The 22581-nt window shown below is 50.0% G+C and carries 21 protein-coding genes; 19 read left to right on the top strand and 2 right to left on the bottom strand.

The genetic code is table 11. From position 1 onward, the window contains the following. Positions 1-297 precede the first annotated feature (297 nt). The 5 genes from DWY25_RS12665 (at position 298) to DWY25_RS12645 (ending at position 5862) form a co-directional block, all read left to right on the top strand. Positions 298-735: a PTS sugar transporter subunit IIA gene (locus tag DWY25_RS12665; protein ID WP_117895531.1), complete on the top strand. Its 438-nt coding sequence runs from the start codon at positions 298-300 to the stop codon at positions 733-735. 18 nt (positions 736-753) lie between these two features. Further along, complete coding sequence (locus DWY25_RS12660; RefSeq protein WP_117895530.1) at positions 754-1602, top strand: PRD domain-containing protein; 849 nt, start codon at positions 754-756, stop codon at positions 1600-1602. A 104-nt stretch (positions 1603-1706) separates the two neighbouring features. Then, complete coding sequence (locus tag DWY25_RS12655) at positions 1707-3122, top strand: PTS transporter subunit EIIC (RefSeq protein WP_117895529.1); 1416 nt, start codon at positions 1707-1709, stop codon at positions 3120-3122. Positions 3123-3212: 90 nt separating this feature from the next. Further along, entirely contained in the window at positions 3213-4628 is a 1416-nt protein-coding gene (locus tag DWY25_RS12650) for a glycoside hydrolase family 1 protein (RefSeq protein ID WP_244925976.1), read from the top strand. Between the two features lie 358 nt (positions 4629-4986). Beyond that, positions 4987-5862, top strand: a complete 876-nt coding sequence (locus tag DWY25_RS12645) for a creatininase family protein (protein WP_117895528.1) — start codon at positions 4987-4989, stop codon at positions 5860-5862. A gap of 209 nt (positions 5863-6071) precedes the next feature. Here DWY25_RS12645 and DWY25_RS12640 read toward each other — a convergent pair whose 3' ends face one another. Beyond that, positions 6072-6689 (bottom strand): TetR/AcrR family transcriptional regulator, encoded by a 618-nt coding sequence (locus DWY25_RS12640; protein WP_117895527.1) that lies wholly within the window; start codon positions 6687-6689, stop codon positions 6072-6074. Positions 6690-6981: 292 nt separating this feature from the next. On the opposite strand from DWY25_RS12640, the gene DWY25_RS12630 reads away from it, so the two are divergent. Then, positions 6982-7851 carry a DegV family protein gene (locus tag DWY25_RS12630; protein WP_117895525.1) on the top strand — a complete coding sequence of 290 codons (870 nt, stop codon included), beginning with the start codon at positions 6982-6984 and terminating at the stop codon, positions 7849-7851. Positions 7852-8043: 192 nt separating this feature from the next. Here DWY25_RS12630 and DWY25_RS12625 read toward each other — a convergent pair whose 3' ends face one another. Next, a complete protein-coding gene (locus DWY25_RS12625; protein WP_117895524.1) occupies positions 8044-8712 on the bottom strand; it encodes a DUF4272 domain-containing protein in 669 nt (222 codons plus the stop codon). Positions 8713-8950: 238 nt separating this feature from the next. Between DWY25_RS12625 and uvrA the strand changes: the two genes are divergently transcribed. The 13 genes from uvrA (at position 8951) to DWY25_RS12560 (ending at position 22489) form a co-directional block, all read left to right on the top strand. Beyond that, the gene (uvrA, locus tag DWY25_RS12620) at positions 8951-11776 is read left to right on the top strand and encodes an excinuclease ABC subunit UvrA (protein WP_117895523.1); all 2826 of its coding nucleotides are present in this window, start codon (positions 8951-8953) and stop codon (positions 11774-11776) included. A gap of 4 nt (positions 11777-11780) precedes the next feature. Next, a complete protein-coding gene (gene hprK, locus DWY25_RS12615) occupies positions 11781-12752 on the top strand; it encodes an HPr(Ser) kinase/phosphatase (RefSeq protein WP_117895522.1) in 972 nt (323 codons plus the stop codon). A 6-nt stretch (positions 12753-12758) separates the two neighbouring features. Then, positions 12759-14213: a prolipoprotein diacylglyceryl transferase gene (gene lgt, locus DWY25_RS12610; RefSeq protein WP_117895521.1), complete on the top strand. Its 1455-nt coding sequence runs from the start codon at positions 12759-12761 to the stop codon at positions 14211-14213. Next, positions 14192-15109, top strand: a complete 918-nt coding sequence (gene trxB / locus DWY25_RS12605; protein ID WP_117895520.1) for a thioredoxin-disulfide reductase — start codon at positions 14192-14194, stop codon at positions 15107-15109. Before lgt ends, trxB begins: the two co-directional genes overlap by 22 nt. A 107-nt stretch (positions 15110-15216) precedes the next feature. Next, positions 15217-15603 carry an OsmC family protein gene (locus DWY25_RS12600; protein WP_117895519.1) on the top strand — a complete coding sequence of 129 codons (387 nt, stop codon included), beginning with the start codon at positions 15217-15219 and terminating at the stop codon, positions 15601-15603. 102 nt (positions 15604-15705) lie between these two features. Then, positions 15706-16614 carry a 1-phosphofructokinase gene (gene pfkB, locus DWY25_RS12595; protein ID WP_117895518.1) on the top strand — a complete coding sequence of 303 codons (909 nt, stop codon included), beginning with the start codon at positions 15706-15708 and terminating at the stop codon, positions 16612-16614. A gap of 325 nt (positions 16615-16939) precedes the next feature. After that, positions 16940-17803: an RNase adapter RapZ gene (gene rapZ, locus DWY25_RS12590; protein WP_006057402.1), complete on the top strand. Its 864-nt coding sequence runs from the start codon at positions 16940-16942 to the stop codon at positions 17801-17803. Further along, the gene (locus DWY25_RS12585) at positions 17793-18764 is read left to right on the top strand and encodes a gluconeogenesis factor YvcK family protein (RefSeq protein ID WP_117895517.1); all 972 of its coding nucleotides are present in this window, start codon (positions 17793-17795) and stop codon (positions 18762-18764) included. The genes rapZ and DWY25_RS12585 overlap by 11 nt, the downstream gene beginning before the upstream one ends. A gap of 2 nt (positions 18765-18766) precedes the next feature. Further along, positions 18767-19726 (top strand): DNA-binding protein WhiA, encoded by a 960-nt coding sequence (whiA, locus tag DWY25_RS12580; protein WP_117895516.1) that lies wholly within the window; start codon positions 18767-18769, stop codon positions 19724-19726. Between the two features lie 53 nt (positions 19727-19779). Then, positions 19780-20295 (top strand): hypothetical protein, encoded by a 516-nt coding sequence (locus DWY25_RS12575; protein ID WP_117895515.1) that lies wholly within the window; start codon positions 19780-19782, stop codon positions 20293-20295. Positions 20296-20392: 97 nt separating this feature from the next. Beyond that, positions 20393-20695: an HMG-box domain-containing protein gene (locus tag DWY25_RS12570; RefSeq protein ID WP_039863564.1), complete on the top strand. Its 303-nt coding sequence runs from the start codon at positions 20393-20395 to the stop codon at positions 20693-20695. After that, positions 20664-21578 (top strand): DUF2156 domain-containing protein, encoded by a 915-nt coding sequence (locus tag DWY25_RS12565; protein WP_117895514.1) that lies wholly within the window; start codon positions 20664-20666, stop codon positions 21576-21578. The genes DWY25_RS12570 and DWY25_RS12565 overlap by 32 nt, the downstream gene beginning before the upstream one ends. Beyond that, complete coding sequence (locus tag DWY25_RS12560; RefSeq protein WP_181981817.1) at positions 21575-22489, top strand: GNAT family N-acetyltransferase; 915 nt, start codon at positions 21575-21577, stop codon at positions 22487-22489. Before DWY25_RS12565 ends, DWY25_RS12560 begins: the two co-directional genes overlap by 4 nt. Positions 22490-22581: the final 92 nt, after the last annotated feature.

The raw sequence follows: 22581 nt of genomic DNA, 5'->3' as shown, positions 1-22581 counted from the left end.
CGCGGCGAGAATAGCTATGCCTGCCATAGTGAAGGCAGCTCGTTGCCAGGTTCCTTGGTTCCCCATGAAGGGAACCTTTTTTATTAGATTCTAAAGTGTTCAAATGATGGAGACTGGCTTTAAACAAAAAAGGTAATAATTAACAAATAAATTAATGCATTGACAACGCTTATATTGTTTGCGATAATAGAAATACATTAAAGACAGCACATTAGGATTGTTATTGTGTTAAGCAAGCGAGACCTATTTGCACATCGTTGCGGATAGGTCTTTTCTGTATTTAAAAGGAGTGGTTATATGAAAGTTTTTGCTCCCGTTACCGGTAAAGTAGAAAATTTAGATTTCGTTTCTGATCCGGTTTTTTCAAAACGAATGCTTGGCGATGGCATTGCAATTCTGCCTGAGAACAATCAAATATTCAGTCCTGTCGCTGGGAAAATTATTATGCTGTTTGAAACTAAACATGCGCTGGGTATCCGATCAGAGGAGGGTTCTGAATTTTTACTCCATATCGGTATTGATACCGTGGAATTGCAGGGCAAGCCCTTTTGCGAAGCAGTAAAGCTCGATGATTTTGTGCAATGTGGAGATTTGTTAATGACTGTTAATTTTTCATACATAAAGGAATTGAATTATGATCCGACACTGATGTTGATCGCAACTAATCGGAAGATCCATCTGCTTCGCGATCAAGGACTCGTTCAAGCCCATGACCCCATATTTTCAGTATTATAGCAAAAGAGGTGAGTGATTATGATTGCGGTTAAAATATTTAACAACAATAGCATTCTTTCCAAAAATGATAAAGGCGAGGAAATCATTCTGGTTGGTGGCGGAATTGGTTTTGGTATTCGCAAGAATGACGAAATCGATGAACGGAGAATTGAAAAAGTATTCTGCCTGGAAAAAGAGACGAATTATAAGTTCCAATCTATAGTTAAAAATACGCCATTACCCTACATTTTAGCTGCGGATCAGATTATTACCGAGATTAAAAAGAAATCAACAAAGAAAATCAATGATTTTATTTACGTAACATTGACGGATCATCTTTATACCACAAGCGAACGTGTTAAAGCTGGCGTTGAGTTTGATCCTGCTTTACTTATCAATGTAAAAACGCTATACCGTGAAGAGTATAAGCTGGGCATGACTGCTGTCCAGACTTTGCGTAAGCGGCTACAAATAGAAATTCCGGATTCAGAAGCTAATTTCATTGCGCTGCACATTATCAATGCTGAGATGAACTGTGAAATGCCGCAAATCTATGAGATTACCACGATGATGACAGAGATTGCCGGCTATGTCGCCCAGGCACTGCACACAGGTCAGGATACCGTTGCTTTTGATCGGTTCATGACCCATTGCCGGTTTTTAATTCAGCGAATATTCTGTAATGATGAAAGTGAGTCATCCAGCTTATTATTCGATAGCGTTTTGGTAAATATGGAAAAATCTCATGATGCGGAACGCCGATGTGCTGAGCAAATAATAAGGATGATTGAAAATCGTTGTCATTATAGAATCAACGAAGACGAAAAAATGTATTTAATGATTCATTTGATTCGTCTGAACAACAGCAGGGATCAAAATAGACATTAGTTTATTTTTGATACATGGATCAGATTAGCGCGAATCGAACGGACAACTGACTGCAGATGGTTGTCCGAATCCAGCGGTTAGATAGTCGTAAAGGAGGAACTAAGATGTCAAAGTATACGGCACTATCTGAACAGCTTTTGGAAAACATCGGGGGTATAAGGAACATCACGTATGTTACGCACTGTGCAACCCGACTACGCGTCAGTTATCAAAACAAAGATCTTATCCAAATGGAAAAGTTGGAAAACCTGCCGAATTCTTCAGGACTGATTGTCCGTGCAGGAACAATCCAGGTGATTATCGGTCCTGATGTTCATGATGCTTACAATGAGTTTTTGGAAGTCAGTGGTTGGAATGGAACGGAGATATCAGAAGATCAGCCAGATGAAGACATAACTGAAATTTCTGAGGAAAAACGTGATTTTCAATACTATCTTTTAAAATTCAGCAATTTTATTGCGCCGATATTCATGCCTATCATTCCAGCTCTCATTACAGGTGGAATGATTCTGGCGATTAAAAATTTACTGGTCAATTATTTCGGCGTTTCCGTTGACAGCGGGACTGCTCAATGGATGCTGAATATCTTTGACGCCGCTTTTAAATTCCTGCCGGTTTATATCGGATATACGATGGCACAGCAACTGAAAATGCAGCCCATTCTGGGCGCGATGCTCGGCGCAGTTTTAATCGCACCAACCTTTGAAGGAGGATTGATCCCAGAAATTTTTGGTATCCCTGTTCCGCAGGTTAATTATCGGTCAACGATTCTTCCGGTGATCTTAGGTGTTGTCCTGATGTATTATGTCGATAAAGGCCTGAAGAAGATTCTGCCTAAGACTCTGTCTTATTTCTTAAAACCGCTATTGACGATGATCCTTGTCACGCCTGTTGTTCTGATTCTTTTGGCTCCGGCCGGGAATTTGTTAAGCGGATATGTAGCAGATTTTGTCTTATGGGTATCTAATACGTTGGGAATTATTGCGCTGCCATTGTTGTCGATGATCTATCCCTATATGGTTATGTTTGGCTTGGACAAGGGACTGCATCCAATTGCTCTGGAACTGCTTGATAAACTCGGATACAACCCGGTGACGATTGTCATTGGCTTTATTTCCAATATCTGCGTCGGCGCTACAACGTTGGCGCTGGCGACGACAATGAAGGATAAAGCACAGAAAGCGACTGCAGTTTCTTCCGGAGTGACAGCCTTGTGCGGAGTCACGGAACCCGCATTCTATGGTCAGCTGATCTCGCATCCGAAATGCATGATCGGCCACGCTGTGGGTGCAGCCTGTGCGGGATTGTTTGCAGGATTCTTCCAGCTGAAAACATTTGTTCATGGCGGGTGTCCGGGGTGGCTGACCTTGTTGTTCTTCGTCGATCAAAATGGGAATATTAATTACGTTTTGATTGCAATCGTTACCGCATTGATCGGGATGGCCGTGTCTTTTCTGGCGACGCGGATTGTGTTGAAAAAGGAAAGCATGCCAAGAAAGGGTAAAGCAGGAACAAGGTAACCGATTTTAAATAAGAGAAAGGTAATTCTAATTTTTTAATCAAAACGGAACATGTTCTAAGCGATGGATTAAAATAAAGGAGGATACACGATGAGAAAGATGAAAGACGGCGATCAGATGTTATGGGGATCAGCCACAGCGGCCTATCAATGTGAGGGAGCGTGGCAGGAGGATGGCAAAGGTCCAAGTATTTGGGATGATTTTGTCCACAGCGATAAAAACACAAAAGGGATCACAGCGGATACAGCCTGCGATTTCTATCATCATTTCGAAGAGGATATCCGCATGCTGGCGGAGGGCGGGCAAAATACGTTTCGCTTTTCAATCAGCTGGTCGCGGATTTTTCCCCGGGACGATGGCGTTGTCAATCAGGCAGGCGTCGATTTCTACCAACACGTTCTGGATATTTGCGAGAAGTACCAGGTTGTGCCGAACGTAACCCTGCTTCACTACGATCTGCCAAGTTATATTGGGGCGGAAGGCTGGGAAAAACGAGAAACCATGGCGAAATTCGCAGCCTATTGCAAGCGGTGCTTTGAGATTTTCGGTGATCGGATTCCGTATTATGCAACAATCAATGAACCGAACCATAATTCCTATTGTTCCTATCTAGTTGGGAATTACCCGCCGAATCATGTTGGGGATGTTCAAAATCTTGTTAAGGTCTGTTATCACAATATGGTTGCCAATGCAATGGCGGTCCGAGAATTTCGAAAACTGAATCTGAACGCTAAAATTGGGATTGTAAATTCCGGTGCGAGCCGAGCTGATATCTTAAAGGATACGCCGGAATACCGGGAAGCGAAGCGATATGCCAACATGTTATTTCACGGTTGGCTGATTGGCGCAGCTGTCTTGGGAAAGTTCCCGGAAGGATTAGGCGAGACGTTGCATAAGCTGGGAGTTGATCTGTCTTTTGTAAGGCAGGAAGACCTAGATCTAATCAAGGAATACACCGTTGACTGGATCGGAGATAACATTTACGCGAGAAAGCTGGTAAAACCGTATGAGTTTGGCGAAACACAGATGGTTGTTAACAATGATCCGCGGCAGAGTCAGGCTTTGGAAGGGGTGACAGTCAAAGGTTTATTTCAACCGGACATCGACCCGACTACTCGCAAAAATCCATGGGGCCGCGAGATTTATCCCAAATGCGGATATGACGCGTTAATCCGTTTGCGTGATGAGTATAATAACGTTCCGGTTTTTGTTACGGAAAACGGTCATGGGATGTTTGAAGAGCGAAGTGAATCAGGAGAAATCAACGATTCGGAACGGATTGCGTTCCTTGAAGAATATCTTGATTATTTTGCCAAAGCGAAAGAAGACGGCTGTAACCTCCAAGGTTATTATGTCTGGAGTACAATGGATCTTTACAGCTGGATTAACGGGTATGAGAAGCGTTATGGATTAGTCCATGTTGATTATGCGAACCATTGTCAGCGTATACCAAAGAAGAGCTATTACTGGTATCGAGATTATATCGCCTTTCAGAAGAAAAAGTAAAGAGGATTCAAAAAACGATAAAAGAAGATAGTTAGGACAAGAAGGCGGGAGCTTAAGATCGACGTCAAATTGTTATGAAGGACTTCGTTAAAAATGAAGGTCGGATAACACGCATCTTGTTCAATACCGTGAAGAAATAGAAACAAATGAAGAAGGTCCACGCATTCCTCCCTAGGCATGGACTTTTTTCTGATGTGCGAAGATTTCAAAATCCACTACCTTAAAAAGGAAACTTTTTTTGTGATAAAGGTCAGGGGTAAGTAGTATTAAAGTGGAAAACTTCTTTCCTGATCGCTTCGAGGTCAAGCTTGCGGGTCGATGGGTGAAGAAATATAATGAAAGGAAAGGAGGAGAAACGATGAGAACTCGAATCTACAATAAATGTACGGATGCAGAAATTACTGAATATTTGAAAAACGGCGGCGATACCCTGTTTATGAGCGTAGGCGTCACTGAACTTCACGGCCAGCTTCCTGTGGACTGTGAATCCATTCTGGCAGAGGCCGCTGCCATCATGATGGCGGAGAAGGCTGACGGTCTGGCGGTGATCAATTTGCCGTTCTTTCATGCCGGAGCTACGGCGATCGGGCAAAGTACGGTGAATATTTCGATTAAGGCGGGTTATGATTATCTGAAAACCCTTGTTTATGCCTTTTATAAACTAGGCTTTAAGCGAATCTTTTTCCTCAGCATGCATGGCCCGGCCTATCTGACCATCAATTCGGTCTGCATGGATTTCTTTCATGAAACGCAGAATCCGATCTGTCATCTGGAACTTGGACATGTCATGGAAATCGCGAAGGAAAACGGTTGGGAATGCGGCGAGGATCGGATGGAAACCTTTACGGATTTGATGTATGGCGCGTATAAAGCGATGAATCAGCTGGAGTTTATTCCAATCCTGCCGGACTTCGACCGGGAAGCTTTTCTGGCGAAACGCCGGGAAGGCAATGCAAAGCAGTGGTTTAAGAAGGACTTGCATAAATTGAATTCCGGCACTGGCGGATTCGGTTCCTTCTATGCAGAATTAGAGGAACATGGCGGACTGGAATATTCAGTCACCGCAGAAGAACGCGAACAGCGCGGTGAAAAAGGCTTAAAACGATTACAGGAAATGATTGATAAATTTGATCCTCAGCATTTCAGTACACTGCTGCAAGCTCTGGGTCAGGCAGTAAACGAAGAAATTGTTCCACGCTATCCTCATCTGAACCTGGACAAGCCTTATAAATAAGAAATTCAAGGCATTTATATTCTAATAGAAAACCTGTTGATATTGCCATAACACGGCATAGCATCAACAGGTTTTTAAATGAATTTCAGGCAGGGTGTTCCAGCTCCAAGAAAGCGGAGATGCGGAGCGACCCAAAGTTAGAAGGCAATCAGAAAAATTGGCTTCCAAGCTGAGAGAAGGCTCTCTCTGGTATGGAAAACCTGCGAACATCAGTTGGGACTGTCGAGCAATTCCTGTTGCTTCTGCCGGAATACGCCGTTAACCCCGTCAAAAATAAGCAGGCCGGTGATCCTGGATATCTCTTCCAGCGATGGTTCAGGCTCGTTTGCGTCAAACCATTGTTGATAAACAGCGATCAAACCAGAAGCGATGAATTCCAGAACGTATTGCGGCAGCACAGGGTCGTTGGGAAAGTATTTATCAAATTGAATCAGAAGATGATCCTTGATCACACCTTTGATTTTATTTAACAAATGACTATGTCCGGAGGACTGAAGCAGGCAGTGAAAGAATTCAGCATCCTGACTGATCATCGCTGTTAATTTTTCAAATAAGGGATACGGATTTAACCGTTCCGCGGAAAAATCCGTACTGTCCAGAATTTGGATCAGCGACTGGATAATCCCATTTTCAATATCGTTGAGAACATCGTAGATCGAATCATAATGGGTGTAAAACGTTTTGCGGTTGATCAACGCGGTATCTGCGATTTCCTTCACTGTGATCTGCTCGATCCGCTTCGTTCCCATGAGCTGAATCGTCGCACCGATAATTGCTTTGCGTGTTTTAATGACACGTTTGTCCTTTGTGTTTAAATTTTTTTCCATATTCTCACCTGATTTGAGCCTAGTATAATCCCCATGTGTTGCTTATGTCAATAAAGATCCTGAATTGTGTAAAAAGTTTATTGGATGGATAGAAAATTAGGGGATTCCTTAAATAAACAACATATTTTTCTAATCCGGTCACATAAGCTACGTCGAGAAAGAATTTGACCGTTGCTTCATCACCAGCCTGGGCGTATACTTCTATCATCTAATAAGTAGCAGGTGTTGCTTATTCTCCATAAAGAGATGTAAACACCCAGCCTTGTAGTTTATAACAGAGGAGGAAATTCCTATGAATGAATTTATTCTGATGACCGACAGTACAGCGGATATGCCGGAGTCTTTTTATCGTGAAAATCAGATTCCTGTTTTATCGCTGACCTATACGCTTGAGAATCGCACCTATACTCTGAGCGACAGCCTGTCCATGCCGCAGTTCTATGATAAGCTGAGGCAGGGAGCCATGCCGGTAACCTCGCAGGTGAATCCTGAAGCGGCGTTGAACGGATTTCGTGCGGCGGCCAAGCAGGGCCAAGATATTTTATGCGTTTGTTTTTCATCTGCCTTGAGCGGAACCTATAACAGCTGTCAGCTTGCGGCGGAGATGCTGAAAGAGGAAGGTTTTGCCCAGCGGATCGTCGTGATCGACTCATTGTGTGCTTCGACCGGAATGGGACTGCTTTTGTATAAAGCGAATCAGATGAAACAGGAGGGCATGTCGCTGGATGAAACGGCGGCCTGGATTGAAGCCCATAAATTAAACGTTTGCCATGTGTTCACCGTCGATGACCTGAATCACCTCTACCGCGGCGGCCGGGTCTCGAAAACAGCGGCAATCGTGGGTTCAATGATCAATATCAAGCCGATTCTGCACGTCGATGACGCTGGAACACTGCAGGTGATCGGCAAGGTTCACGGCCGGAATAAATCATTGAAAACACTCGTCGATTTGATGGAAGAAAAAATGGGAAGCTGGAAAGACAAGAACGATATTTTCATGATTTGCCAAGGGGATGTCGATTCAGAAGCGGAACAGGTCGCGAAGATGGTAAAAGAGCGCTTTGGAATTTCACAGTCGCTGATCAGCTATACTGGACCGGTCATCGGCAGTCATACCGGCGCGGGCGTCATCGGCTTGTTTTTCATGGGTGATCAACGATAAACGAATCGAGAATCAAGTAAGACGTGATTTCTTCTTTTCGCAGGCAGGCTGCCGGGAAAGGAAGGCGATCGCGTTTTTTGTTTGTGAAAATAATGTTTGCCTAAGGAAGATAAAGCAAGGGAAGACGAAAAAAACAGCGTCCTCCATGGATAACCGCAGAGAAGCTGCTTTCTGGATCAGAGCTCTTTGTTTCTAAGTGTTGCAGCTGACGTGATCCCAGTCATTTTGCCCGTCGGCGTCGATCAGCCAGTTCAGTCCCCAGTGCCGTTCATAGACGACTTCACTGTTCAAGCCGGCTGGCGCCGGTTCGCCTTTAATCCGCGCGTCAACACAGGCCCAGTCGTAGCGGAAGATTAAATCCGCTTCGTCGAGAATGTCGTCGATCGGCCGTAGCTGCACATCCTTCATAAACTCGTCGAACGTCGCTTTGGTGCTGACGACCTCGATCGCTTTCTGGCAATCGCAAATCTGATCTGGAAAGGTGAGCGAATCGACCAGACCGAGCGCCCAGATCAGCGGCCAGTAGGCTTCGTATTTCCAGACCATGTTGACCCAGTCCTGTTCCGTTGCCGTGCCGTCAAAGATCGCTTTTTCTTTCTCGGTCAGAAACAGCCGGACGCCAAAGCGGTCTAAAAGTCCAGTCATGAATAACCGCGAATCCTCGACATCCTGTTGGTTCTGTAAATCGCAGGCCAGCTGGATTGTGATCAGGCAGCAGATTGCACGCCGGGCGATTTCCTCGGCGCTGCGCAGGCGGACTTCGTCGGCGTTTTCAATGACCGGCAGATGTTCGATATAAGGCACGCCCTGCTCTTTCAGCAAAGCGATGGATTGTTGCTTTCTTTCTTCAGCGCTTTTCATGGCAGCCTCCTTTTTTATCTCCTCTATTCTATCACGAACAAGTGATGAAAAGCTGACGTCTTTGTCAACGAAGATTGAATTTCATGAATTTAACTTGAATAAAGTTCAAGAAAAGCTTGCGGCAGTCCCGCTCACCCTCTATAATAAGGAGGAAGTAGTCATTCCCAAGCATTTTTTTAAAGAATGATGTACAATAGAAGCACTCTTGGGAAAGCTATATGAAGCGAGGTGTAAGAACATGCAACATGATAAAATTGTGATTAAAGGCGCGCGTGAAAACAACCTTAAGAATATCGATCTGACAATCCCGCGGGATAAGCTGGTCATCATGACGGGTTTGTCCGGATCGGGGAAAACGTCGCTGGCATTTGATACGATCTATGCGGAAGGACAGCGGCGGTATGTCGAATCGTTAAGCGCGTATGCGCGGATGTTTTTGGGTGGTGTGGAAAAACCGGACGTCGATTTGATCGAAGGCTTGTCGCCTTCGATTTCGATCGACCAGAAGACCACGAGCAACAACCCGCGTTCGACTGTCGGCACGGTCACGGAAATCTACGATTACCTGCGGCTTTTGTATGCCCGTGTGGGCGTTCCGTATTGTCCGGTCCATAACGAACCGATCGTTTCCCAGACGATTACGCAGATGGTTGACCGGATTATGGAACAGCCGGAAAAGACACGGCTGGAGATCCTGGCCCCGGTGGCGCATCGCGAAAAGGGAACGTTTAAGGACGTCTTTGAGAAACTGTTGAAAGACGGTTATCTGCGGGCCCGCGTCGACGGACAGATGATTTTGCTGGAAGACGTCAAACCGTTAGAGAAAAACAAAAAGCATTCGATCGACGTCGTTGTCGACCGGATTGTGAAGAATGACGGGATCCGCTCCCGGCTGCATGATTCCCTGGAAACGGCAGTGAAGCTGGCCAATGGCATCGTTGTTGTTTTGGCCGGGGAAAACGAGCTGTTGTTCTCTCAGAATTATTCCTGTCCGAAGTGCGGTTTCTCAGTTCCGCGTCTGGAACCGCGGTTATTTTCGTTTAACTCGCCGCTGGGGGCGTGCGACGAATGCAAGGGCCTGGGCATTACCCAGCGGGTAGACGTCGATTATCTGATTCCGGACCGAACCAAATCGATCCGCAAGGGCGGCATCGTGTATTACAAAAATATCGTCGACACGGAGAACATTGAATGGCAGACATTCAATACGCTCTGCCGGCATTACCATATCGACTTGGATAAGCCGATCCAGGATTTCACGCCGGAAGAACTGGAAATTGTTTTATACGGTTCCAAAGAACCGATTGCTTACAGCATCGCTTCCCGTTCCGGCAACCGCTTCAGCCGCAACGATTACATTGAAGGCGTCAAGACGTTGATCGAGCGGCGTTTTGTTGAAACAACCTCGACGATGTCGCGTGAATGGTACGCCTCGTTTATGGCAGAGTCGCCATGTCCGAAGTGCGGCGGCAAGCGGCTGAATGAAATGGCGCTGAGCGTGCGCGTGGGCGGCAAGAACATCTATGAATGGACAACGATGTCGGTTATCCAGGCGCTGGACTTTATGAAAAACCTGCAGCTCGATCCAATGCGGGCGGAGATCGCAAGACTGGTCATTAAGGAAATTGTCAGCCGGCTGACGTTTTTAAAGGACGTGGGTCTGGAATACCTGACGCTGGACCGGCTGGCAGGCACGTTGTCCGGCGGCGAGGCGCAGCGGATCCGGCTGGCAACGCAGATCGGCTCACAGCTGACCGGCGTACTGTACGTGCTGGACGAGCCGTCGATCGGGCTGCATCAGCGCGATAACGCGAGACTAATCAAGACCTTGAAGAATATGCGCGATCTGGGAAACTCGCTGATCGTCGTCGAGCATGACGAGGAAACGATGATGGAATCTGACTGGATCGTCGATATCGGGCCGGGCGCAGGCGTGCATGGGGGCGAAGTGATCGCCAGCGGAACGCCGCAGGAAGTCATGCAATGCGAAAACTCGATTACCGGCCAATATCTCAGCGGCCGCAAAAAGATCGACGTTCCGACCAAGCGCCGCAAGGGCAACGGTTTGTTTCTGGAAATCAAGGGCGCGCAGGAGAACAACCTGAAAAATGTGAACGTCAAGTTCCCGTTAGGCACCCTGACCGTCGTCACCGGCGTCAGCGGCAGCGGCAAATCCTCGCTGGTCAATGAAATCCTGTGCAAAGCCGTGCAGCATTCGCTCGGCCGCACACGCATCAAGCCGGGTAAGCACAAAGCGATCCTGGGCCTGGAAAACATCGACAAGGTGATTGAGATTTCGCAGGATCCGATTGGCCGCACTCCGCGTTCCAACCCGGTCACTTACACCGGAGTGTTTGATGATATCCGCGATCTGTTCACCCAGACGCCGGAAGCGAAGCTGCGCGGCTATGACAAGGGGCGCTTCTCCTTCAATGTCCGCGGCGGCCGCTGTGAAGCATGTCAGGGCGACGGCGTAAAGCGGATTTCGATGCACTTTCTGCCGGACGTCTACGTACCGTGCGAGGAATGCCATGGCAAGCGCTACAACGAGGAAACGCTGCAGGTCACCTATAAAGGGAAGAACATCTACGACGTGCTGGAGATGACGGTGGAGGAAGCGATCGAGTTCTTCTCCTCCATCCACCGCATTAAATCCAAGCTTCAGACACTGCATGACGTAGGCCTGGATTACGTCAAGCTGGGGCAGCCGGCGACGACGTTGTCCGGCGGTGAAGCGCAGCGTGTCAAGCTGGCGAGTGAACTGCAGCGCAAGGCGACGGGCAAGACTGTCTTCATCCTGGATGAACCGACGACCGGCCTGCATACCCACGACGTTAAAAAATTACTTGCGGTCTTACAGCGAATCGTCGATAATGGAGATACGGTCATTGTCATCGAGCACAATCTCGATGTGATTAAATGTGCCGACTACATCATTGATATTGGCCCGGAAGGCGGCGACCAGGGCGGCACGATCATCGCCAAGGGTACGCCGGAACAGATCGTCAAGGTGGAAAAGAGCTATACCGGCCAATATCTGAAATCCATGCTTGAGAAAGGATGAGGCTATGGAATACGAAGGCAAGGTCATGATCAGCGAGCTGCAAAGTTATTTCAAATTTGAACAGCTCTCTGGCAATGAGGAATCATTAAACCGATGGGTGATCGTTCCGGATGTCAATCGTCCGGGCTTAGAGCTGGCGGGCTTCTACAAGCATACCGAGCCGCGCCGGATCGTCATCATCGGCGATAAAGAACAAGCGTATATCGACACGCTCTCCGTGGAAATCCAGCGAGAGCGTTTTGAGCAGCTGACCGACGGGTATACCCCGACGATCATTCTCACCCATCACCGCGAATGTCCGCCGGTGCTGCTGGAAGTCGCGGGGTACAAGAATTTCCCGATTTTCCGCACAGCGATGACGACCTCCAGGCTGATGGTCGATCTGATCAGCTTCCTGGACGAGCGTCTGGCGCCGTCCGACAGTATTCACGGTGTCTTGATCAGCGTCTATGGCAAGGGTGTGCTGATCTGCGGCGAAAGCGGCATGGGCAAGAGTGAAACCGCTCTGGAACTGATCCGCAAGGGCCACATTCTCGTCGCGGACGACCGCGTCGACGTAGTCCGCGTCCATAATAACATTATCGGTCATTCTCCGGAGCTGCTTCAGGGAATGCTGGAAATCCGCGGCATCGGCATCATCGACGTCGCCAAGATGTTTGGCGCGAGCGCGTTATTGCCTTCCGCACCGATCGACCTGGTCGTGTCGCTGGAAAAGTTTGATTCCAGCGCCGAATACGCGCGGGTGGGAATTGAAACGGAACAGTTCATGCACATTCTGGAGGTCGACGTACCGAAGATCGTGCTGCCGGTCAAAGAAGGCCGGACGATCGCGGTCCTGATCGAATCAGCGGTCACGAATTTCCGTCTGAAAGAAATGGGCTTCGACAGCGCGAAAGCGTTTGAAAACCGGGTGTACGACTACATCGAGCGGCAGAACGCCGCCAATGCGGCCGTCCCGGAAACAGAAAAGGAGTAATCAACAATGCAGTTTTTTCCTGATCCGCAGACTTTTATCGCCATCGGAAGTCTGTCAATTAAATGGTACGCAGTGATCATCCTCTGCGGAGCGATCCTGGCGTATTCTTTCTGCGTTAAGGAAATCAAAAAGATGGGGTACAAAGCCGAAACCGCGGAGGATTTGTTCCTCGGCTGTCTGATCTGCGGCCTGATCGGCGCGCGGCTGTGGTACTGCGCGTTCTATAACCTGGAATATTACCTGGCCAATCCAATCCATATTCTCTATACGTTTGAAGGCGGGCTGGCGATCCAGGGCGGATTGTTCGGCGGGGTACTGTTCGGTCTGTGGTACGCCCGCAAGCATAAGATCAATTTCATGCGGATGGCCGACGCGATCGTGCCGAATGTGCTGCTGGCGCAGGGCATTGGCCGCTGGGGCAATTTCATCAACCAGGAGGCGTTCGGCCGCACGGTCAGCGAATCCTTCTACCGGTTCTTCCCGGAATGGTTTAAAAACCAGATGTTTATCCAGGGAGCTTACCGCGAACCGACGTTCTTCTACGAAAGCGTCGGCGATATCCTGGGCTTCATTCTGATTGTCTTTGTCTATAAGAAGTATTCCAAACCGAAGCGCGGCGATATGGTCTACGCGTATCTGCTTTGGTATGGGGCGGTGCGGATCGTCGTCGAGGGTCTGCGTTCAGACAGTCTGATGTTCGGCCGGCTGCGGATGGCGCAGGTGATTTCGGTCGTCTTTATCGTCGTCGGGCTGCTGGGGATGCTCGGCGTCTTCCGCAAGGTCATGAAAAATCCGAAGCCGGTGATTCTGTTCGATCTGGATGGAACGCTGCTGAACACGGAACCGGCGATCTTAAAGAGCTACCGCGAACTGTTTAAAAAGTACAGAACAGAAGAAGAATTCACCCGCGATAAACAGCTGGCGGTGCTGGGCCCTTCGCTGCAGACGATGTTTGCGCAATATTTCCCAGAGCAGGATGTCGACCAGCTGGTCAAAGAATACCGCGAGCACAACCGCGCCGCGCACGCCGATCTGGTTAAGCCGATGGACGGAGCGGTCGAGCTGCTGGAAAGTCTGAAAGCACAGGGCTATAAGCTGGGCATCGTGTCCACGAAGGTTAAGGAAATGGTCCTGCTGGGGCTGACGCTGAATCACATGGATCATTATTTCGATGTGATCGTCGGTCAGGACGATGTGAAGAACGGCAAGCCGGATCCCGAAGGCATTCTGACGGCCTGCAGGCTGGTCAACGAGGGTCATGACAGCGTGATCTATGTCGGCGACAGTCCGATGGACATCCAGGCTGCGCGCAACGCGGGTGTCTTCTCCGTCGGCTATCTGTTCAACCTGGAACGCCGGGAACAGCTGGAAAAGGAGAAGCCGAACCGGATCATCGATGATCTGCGGCAGGTGGAAGCGCTGGTGAAGGAGGATCTTGCATGGACTTACAATATGATGTAATCATTATTGGCGCGGGTCCGGCCGGCATGACCGCGGCGGTGTATGCCAGCCGTGCAGGTCTGAAAACGGCGATGCTGGAAAAAGCGGCGCCCGGCGGCAAGATGATAAAAACCTTTGAAATTCAGAACTGGCCGGGAATCAAGGAGATCAACGGCGCGGATCTGGCGTATCAGATGTTCGAGCATTCCACGCATTTCGGCGCGGAATATCTCTATGGCGACGTCGAGAAAATCATCGACGGTCCGATCAAGCAGGTGGTCTGCGCGGACGGTCAGATCTATACCGCTCCGGCGGTGATCATCGCCACGGGAACGCGCGAGCGGCTGTTGGGCATTCCGAATGAGAAAGAGCTGACGGGCAAGGGCGTATCGTATTGCGCGGTGTGCGACGGCAGCTTCTTCCGCGATCAGCCGGTGACGGTCATCGGCGGCGGCAATTCCGCGCTCGAGGAATCGTTATATCTGACGCAGTTTGCCAGCGAGGTTCACATCGTGATCCGCCGGGATGTCTTCCGTGCGGAGCCGATCATCCAGCAGGCGATCGAACAGAACCCGAAAATCGACATCATCCGCAGCCATGTTCCGGTCGAAATTCTGGAACAGGAGGGGAAAGTCGGCGGCATCGTTTTGAAAAATGTTCATGACGGTCAGCGGATGAAGCTGGAAACCAAAGCGGTATTCCCGTACATCGGCGCGGATCCGTGCACGGAATTCGCCCAGGATCTGGGGATTCTGGACGAGCGCGGTTATATTCTGGTCAACAACAATATGGAAACCGCCCGGGCCGGTATTTACGGCGTCGGCGATGTGACGGCCAAGACGCTGCGGCAGGTGGTCACCGCGGCCAACGACGGTGCGATCGCCGCGCAGCAGGCTTTCCATCAGATTAAGCAGTAAGCGCATCGGCGTGATCGCCAAAGCGTAGAGTAAGAAGGACAGCGCGGGAAAACCGGAAATGGAATCCCGGCAAATTCAAGCAAAAGTAAAAAGGAGGAACGAAAAAGATGGCATCAAGAACAATTCGATTTGAGAACGGCTTCAACGGCGAGCTGCTGCTGGACGAGGGCAGCGTCAAGATCGGCCGCGCACCGGGAGAGGCAGCGCCTTACGATATGCTTTACGGCGCACTGGCGTCCTGCCTGTACGCGACGTTCTTAGGCATTCTGGAAAAGAAACGGATTGAAATTGAAGGCACAGAAATTGTGGTCGAAGGCGAGAAGCGCACGGAAGTGCCGACGACGCTGAAGACGGTGCATCTGACCGTAACAATTCGCGGAACAGATAAGGAAGACGCGGTCCGCAAATCCTTTGATCTGGCGACGAAATACTGCTCTGTCTACCAGACGATCAGTCACGTGGCGGAAATGAGCTACGAGCTGCATTTCGCCTAAAGCGCATCCATGAACCTGAACCCTATCCGGCTCAGGTTTTTTTCAATAATCTGTGCTTCTCTAATAAGAAACAGGAGAGCGAATGAAGAAAAGAGGGAAATCATGATCTATACTGTCACCTTAAACCCGGCATTGGATTATTACTGCACTGTGGAAACGTTAAATTTGGGGGAAACGAACCGCTGTATCACCGAGAGTCTGATCGGCGGAGGCAAGGGCATCAATGTGTCGCTCATGTTGGCGCAGCTGGGTGTACCGACCACGGCGCTGGGCTTCGTGGCCGGATTTACCGGCGAGGAATTGATCCGCCAGCTGCAGGACCAGTCCGTCAATGCGGATTTTATCCGCTGTGCACAGGGACAAACGCGGATTAACGTCAAAATCAATTCGGGAGTGGAAACTGAGATCAACGGCCGCGGACCGGAGGTCAGCGCGGCGGAAAGAGAAGCGCTGTTAGACAGGATCCGCCGGATCCAGCCGGGGGATACGCTGGTCCTGTCCGGAAATGTACCGCCGACACTGCCGGAATCAATTTACGAACAGATTTTAGCCGAGCTGCCCGCGTCGTCGATCCGCGTGGTCGTGGATGCTGAGGGCGCACTGCTGCGGGATACGCTGCGGTTTCATCCGTTTCTGATCAAGCCCAATCTTGCGGAGCTGCGCCAGCTCGTTGCCAATCCTCAAGCGCCTGTTTCGGATCAGATTCAGGAGCTGAGGCGGCAGGGGGCGGGGCATATCCTCGTGTCGATGGGGGCGGAAGGTTCAGTTCTCTTTACAGCGGAGGGCGGCGTTTATCGGCAGCATCCGCTGCCGGGTCAGACCGTCAGCACCGTCGGGGCTGGCGATTCCATGGTCGCGGGCTTTCTGGCTTCGCTTGAAAATCCTGCCTGCACGCTGGAAGACAGTCTGCGCTGGGCGGCTGCCTGCGGTACCGCAACGGCGTTCAGCCGCGGAATCGCCCGGAGAGAACAGGTCGAAGCCTTGCTGGATCAGATTCAGATCGAAGGTTAAACATAATTTTGGAAAGATAAAAAAATTCTTCCATGACGACAGTCGGGTTTGAGATTCTTCATATTTATAATGAGTGGTTACAGATTAAACCTATATCGTGAATGCATTTGTTCATGAAAAAGCTTCGCAGGTTAAAACAGAACTGTCGAATTTCAGGCTGTTCTTTTCGAAGCTTTAAAACGATGAACCTCATTCATTAAAAATCTTTTTTTCAATAAACTATACAGTAGGAAGAAATCTTCTCCAATAAAAATCGGTGTGTTCACGATTGTGAACCGCCAGGGGCTGTGGTAAAATACAGCTAACAAAACAAGAGGTGATCGAGATGAAGAAAAAACGTGTAATCCTGGTCAGCGGGATGTCCGGCGCGGGCAAAACCAGTGCAACCAGCGTTTTAGAAGATATGGGATATCACTGTATCGACCAGTTTCCCGTTCAGCTGTTAAGCCTGTTGGTGGATTTAATTGAAAGCAGCACGGATCCCCGTTATTCCTATCTGGCGCTGGCGACGTCAGCCAAGGATTTCCCGGAGTTCCTCAATGCCTTTGAAGGCGAGGACATGGATGTGCGCGTGCTGTTTCTGGACGCGTCCAACGAAGTGCTTCTGCACCGCTACAAATCGACGCGGCGCACGCATCCGCTGCTGATCTCCAACGTCTGCAACACGCTGGAGGAAGCGATCAGCGTCGAGCGTCAGATGTTTCAGAATTACAAGGATACCGCGTTTCTCTCCGTCGACACCACCTTCTTAAAAGCTTCGGAACTGAAACAGAAAATCGAGAAATATTTCTCGCTGAGCAGCGCGCCGGTTTTTTCAATCAGCTTTATCTCGTTTGGCTATAAGCATGGCGTGCCGCTGGACGCCGATCTGATGATCGACGTGCGCTTTCTCCCCAATCCCTATTGGGAAGTCGAGCTGCGTCCCTATTCCGGCGACGATCCGCAGGTCTACCATTACGTCATGGACAAACCGGAAACCAAGGAATTCATCAAACGGCTGCTGGAATTCCTCGATTACGCGTTTACCGAATATGTCAAGGAAGGCAAAAATCACTTCACCGTAGCGATTGGCTGTACCGGCGGCCAGCATCGCTCCGTTTCGATCACGAATTTCCTGTATGATCACTATAAGATCCAATATAACTGTTATAAAGAACACCGCGATAAGCGGGATTTGGATGAACAATAACCCGCTGAAGGTCGTCGTTATCGGCGGCGGGCATGGCCAGTCGGTCATCCTGCGCGGCATCAAATTCATTCAGGATATTCAAATTTCGGCGATCGTCACCGTGGCGGACGACGGCGGCAGCACCGGACGGCTGCGGCGTCAGTTCCATATCCCCGCGATGGGCGATATCCGCGCGGTGCTGATCGCGCTGGCGGAGTCGGAAACGCTGCTTAAAAATCTGATGGAGTACCGCTTTGAAGGCGATCCGGATCCCGATCAGGAGGATCAGGGTGTCATGGGCCACAACCTTGGTAATCTGATTCTGACCGCCCTGACGCAGAGCTGCGGCAGTTTTCTGGAAAGCATCGGAATTCTCTCCAAGATTCTCAACGTGCGCGGCGATATCATTCCCGCCACTACCCAGGTGATCACGCTGTTTGCGCGGATGGCCGACGGAACGATTGTGCGCGGGGAATCCAACATTCCCAATATGAACAACCGGATCGACACGGTGTTTTATCAGGAAACCGTCAAGGCTTCCGAGAAGGCGGTACGGGCGATCCGCGAAGCGGATGTCATCATTTATGGTATCGGCAGCATCTTTACCAGCATTTTGCCGAACCTGATCATCCCGGAGATTGCTGAAGCGATTCGGCAGTCGGACGCTTACGGCGTATATTTGTGCAACGCCATGAGTCAGCCGGGGGAAACCGATGATTTCACGATGGAGGATCATGTCGACGCACTGATCCGCCACGGCGCGAAGATTGACGAGGTGCTGGTCGCCCAGGACCCGATTCCGGACGCGATTTTAACCCGGTATGCGAAAGAAGGCGGAAGACCGGTCAGGATCGTCCAGGAGGAACACGCCTATCAGGTCACGCCAGTGCCGCTGCTGGATTTCAGTGATGATTTAGTCCGCCATGACGCCGATAAGATCCGGCATTGCATGCAGCAGCTGTTAGCGAAAATAAAGGAGTAAGTATGTCGTTTACCACTGAAGTTAAATCCGAAATCGCTCAGAATGAGCTGAAACCCTGCTGCCAGAAAGCGGAACTTTCCGCGTTGGTGCAGCTGTGTTCATCGTTAACGATCAACGCCCAGGGCATGTCGTTAATGATCAAGACGGAAAACGCGGCGACGGCGAAACGGATTCTGAAGCTGCTGAAAGAAAATTACGCCGTGGAAACCGATCTGTCGGTCATCAAGAAGATGAATCTGAAAAAGAACAACATTTACCGGCTGCAGGTGCTGAACAAGACGACCGAGATTCTCAACGATCTGGGCCTGTTCACCGATCATGGGCTGCAGAACCATCCGACCCGCAAGCTCGTTCAGAAAGAATGCTGCGCCCGGGCCTATCTGGCGGGGGCGTTCATGGCCATGGGGTCGGTCAATTCTCCGCAGAAGACCAATTACCATCTTGAAATTGTAACCAACGACGAAGCTCACGCGCTGTTCATTCAGAAGCTGATGCATAAATTTGATCTGCCGGCCAAGGTGATCGCCCGCCGCACGGCGTTCGTCGTGTATCTGAAAGCGGCCGATAAGATCGCCGATTTTCTGCGCTGCGCCGGCGCGTATGAAGCGTTGATGAAGTTTGAGGATATTCGTATCCACCGCGATTTCCGCAACAACCTGACGCGGCTGGACAACTGCGAGGTTGCCAACGAAATGAAAAGCCAGGCGGCAGCCAAGAAGCAGCTGGAGGATATCGCCCGGATCGAGAAAGCCGGCCGGCTGCGGTTTCTTGACGAGAAGCTGAAGGCTGTGGCTCAGCTGCGCGTGCAGTTCCCGGAGGCCAGCCTGAACGAGCTGAGCGCGGAATATGAAAAGCAGACGGGGGTCGCGATGTCCAAATCCGGCATGAAGCACCGCTTCGGCAAGCTTCATGAGATCGCGGAGCAGCTTCCTCCAGTTTCGGAAATCCAGGACGAAGCCTGAAGAATCCGCATAAAAAAGCCAGGGCGTTCCATACTTCTAAGGAGGTGAGGACATTGGCTTTTTTTCTTTTATTGATCCAGCTGACCGGTTTATCCTGGAATTTAACGTATACCGCGGAGGAATGGAACTGCGATCAGGGGCAGATCACCGTTGTGCTCCACGAACAATCGCTGCCGGTTTCCCTGTTTGATGTCGAACTGACGGATACCGGGAAAACCCGGGCTTGCGAAATTGTGAGTCAGGCGGAAACGCTGACGTTTGAAATCGACGATCATGTCGCCCAGACCTCGCCGCTGCCGGTATGGCTGTTTGCGGATGGAGAACTGGTGCAGCGCTTATTGATTGAGGAAGGGCTGGCTTCGGTATCGATCTCCAACCCGGAATACACCTATGCCGCCCAGCTGCAGGCCGCCCAGTCGCAGCCGGTGATCGCCCGCGGCAGCGTCAGTTCAGTCACGGAGTACAGCCGCCGGCGGGGCGAGGTGGGGCTGGCCATCCTCTGTTTTATGACCTCCGGCTTTCTGGTCTTGTGGATTCTGGCTTCCTGTCATACCCGGCGAAGAAGCTGAAGAAATTCTTAAATTTGATGTTAGAGTTGCAAAACTTTTCTCTTTTGCGGTCAATTAGGATATAATGAAACCGGTGATAAACATGAGATTCTTAACGATGATTTTTACAATCCTGCTGATCATCGCCTTTCTCAGCATGGCCTGGCCGTTTATTCTGGCAATGCTGGTGATTATGGCGGTCTTGGGGATCTTCGGCATGTTCAAGATCAAGAAGATGACCAAGACAATGAACGACCAGTGGTCGTCGATGGATCAGAATCAGGATTCAGTTTGGATTGACGAACAAACTCAGGACAGCCCGTTTGAACAGCGGGTAGCTCAGCCTGAGGTTTTTGAAGCGGAATATACTGAAAGAAGGACGGATGAGGATGGACGCCAGTCAGATACAAAGGGACTTTGATCCCGTTATCGTAGATGATTACCCGCTGATCCAGCGCTATTTATCGCTGGCGCAGTATGAAGAAAGCAATCACAACTTAGTCAACATGATTCTGTGGATCGATTCCTATCCGCTGTTTAAGTGCCAGAATGAAAACTGGCTGCTTCTTTTGGGCGTGCACGAAGGCACGTTGTTTATTTACATGCCGCTATGCCGTCCGGAATATTTCAAGGAAGCGATTCTGGCGGCAAAGGCGATCTTTGAACGCTATCGGCTGCCGTTTGTGCTGAGCTGCTTCACAAAGGAAGCGGCGCAGTGGTTTGCGGATACGTTTCCCAACACCTGTCTGGAGGAAAACCGCGACAGCGCGGATTATGTCTACCTGTGCGAGAAGCTGAAAACCTTCGCAGGCAAGAAGCTGCAGAAGAAGCGCAATCATCTCAACGCGTTCTATAAGGAGTATGCGGGACGCTGGGAATATGAGGCGTTCAACGCGGACAACGTGAAGGAATGCGAAGCGTTTCTGCGGCAGTGGCATGCCGAGGATCCGGATGAATTTCTGCAGGCGGAACGGCGCGGCGTTTTCCGGATTCTGGAATTATTCGGGCAGATTCCTTACCGCGGCGGTCTGATCCGCATCGACGGGGAAGTGAAGGCCTTTGCGATCGGCTCCTGGTTAAGCGCGCGGATGTGCCAGGAAAACATTGAAAAAGCCGACGACGAGATTCGGGGATTATACCAGGCGATCATGAAGGAATGGCTGACGCATGAGTTTAATGAAGCCGAGTATGTCAACCGGGAGGACGATATGGGCCATGAGAACATCCGCCAGGCTAAACTGGCGTATCATCCGGAGTTTTTGATCGAGAAGTATCGGCTATGTGGAAAGGAGAATCAGCTATGATCAGCAAGGCACTGCCGCAGGAAAAAAAGATTGTGTACGGCATCTGGAAGCAGGTGTTTGCCGGCGACGACGGTGGTTATACGGATTATTTCTTCCGCACGCTGTACAAGCCGGAGAATACGCTGGTGCTGAAAGAATCGGGAAATATCGTATCGACGCTGATGCGGATTCCGCATTCCATCATGTTAGCCGGCCATATTTTAGAGACGTCGATGATTTTAGGCGTGGCGACAATTCCGTCTTACCGCAAGCGGGGCTGCATGCACGAGCTGATGAATGATGTGCTGGACGAGGTAGAGCACAGGGAACTGGTGACTTTGATCCAGGCATACAATCCGTCGATGTATACGCAGTTTGGCTTCGAGATGGTCTATTACCGCCGGCGGTATACGGTTCATCGCTCTCAGATTCCGCTTTGCAGCAACGAGGGCTTAACCTATAAGGTGCAGTCGCAGGATCTGCTCGATGTGTATACGGCGTATGTGCGGCGCTTCGATGGTTTCTATCTGCGAACGAAAGAGGACTTCGATCATCTGCTGGAGGAGTGCAATGCCGAGGGCGGCAAGCTGATCGCCTACTATGATCAAAACAAACAGATTCAGGGCTACGCGTCATTATATCAGACCGCGCAGGGCATCGAGGTGCGGGAGTGTATTTATCTCAACAGCGTCGCGTTGTTTAAATTGTTGAACCTGGCGCTGCAGCTGAAACCGGAGATTATCCTGCATACCACGCAGGACGAGCATCTGGAAAAGATCATCAAGGACGTCACATGGCAGGACTATGGCTTCACGATGGCGCGGATTAATGATTACGATCTGTTCAACCGGCTGTATGGGAGCGCGGTGACTTCGCCGAAGGAAGCGTTCGCGCTGAGCGGCAAGCCGTTGTTTATGCACGAATACGCATAAAAGAGAATGAAGTACCAAGCTTTAATGACAAGGGCTGTCTTGCGGTTCTGTCAGGACAGGAAGCAGTCTGCCGAAAAGAGTTATGCCGCACA

The sequence above is a fragment of the Holdemania filiformis genome, assembly GCF_003459085.1.
GTDB lineage: Bacteria > Bacillota_I > Bacilli_A > Erysipelotrichales > Erysipelotrichaceae > Holdemania > Holdemania filiformis.
Note: the sequence above shows the minus strand (reverse complement) of the source record. Positions and strands in the feature narration are given on the sequence as shown.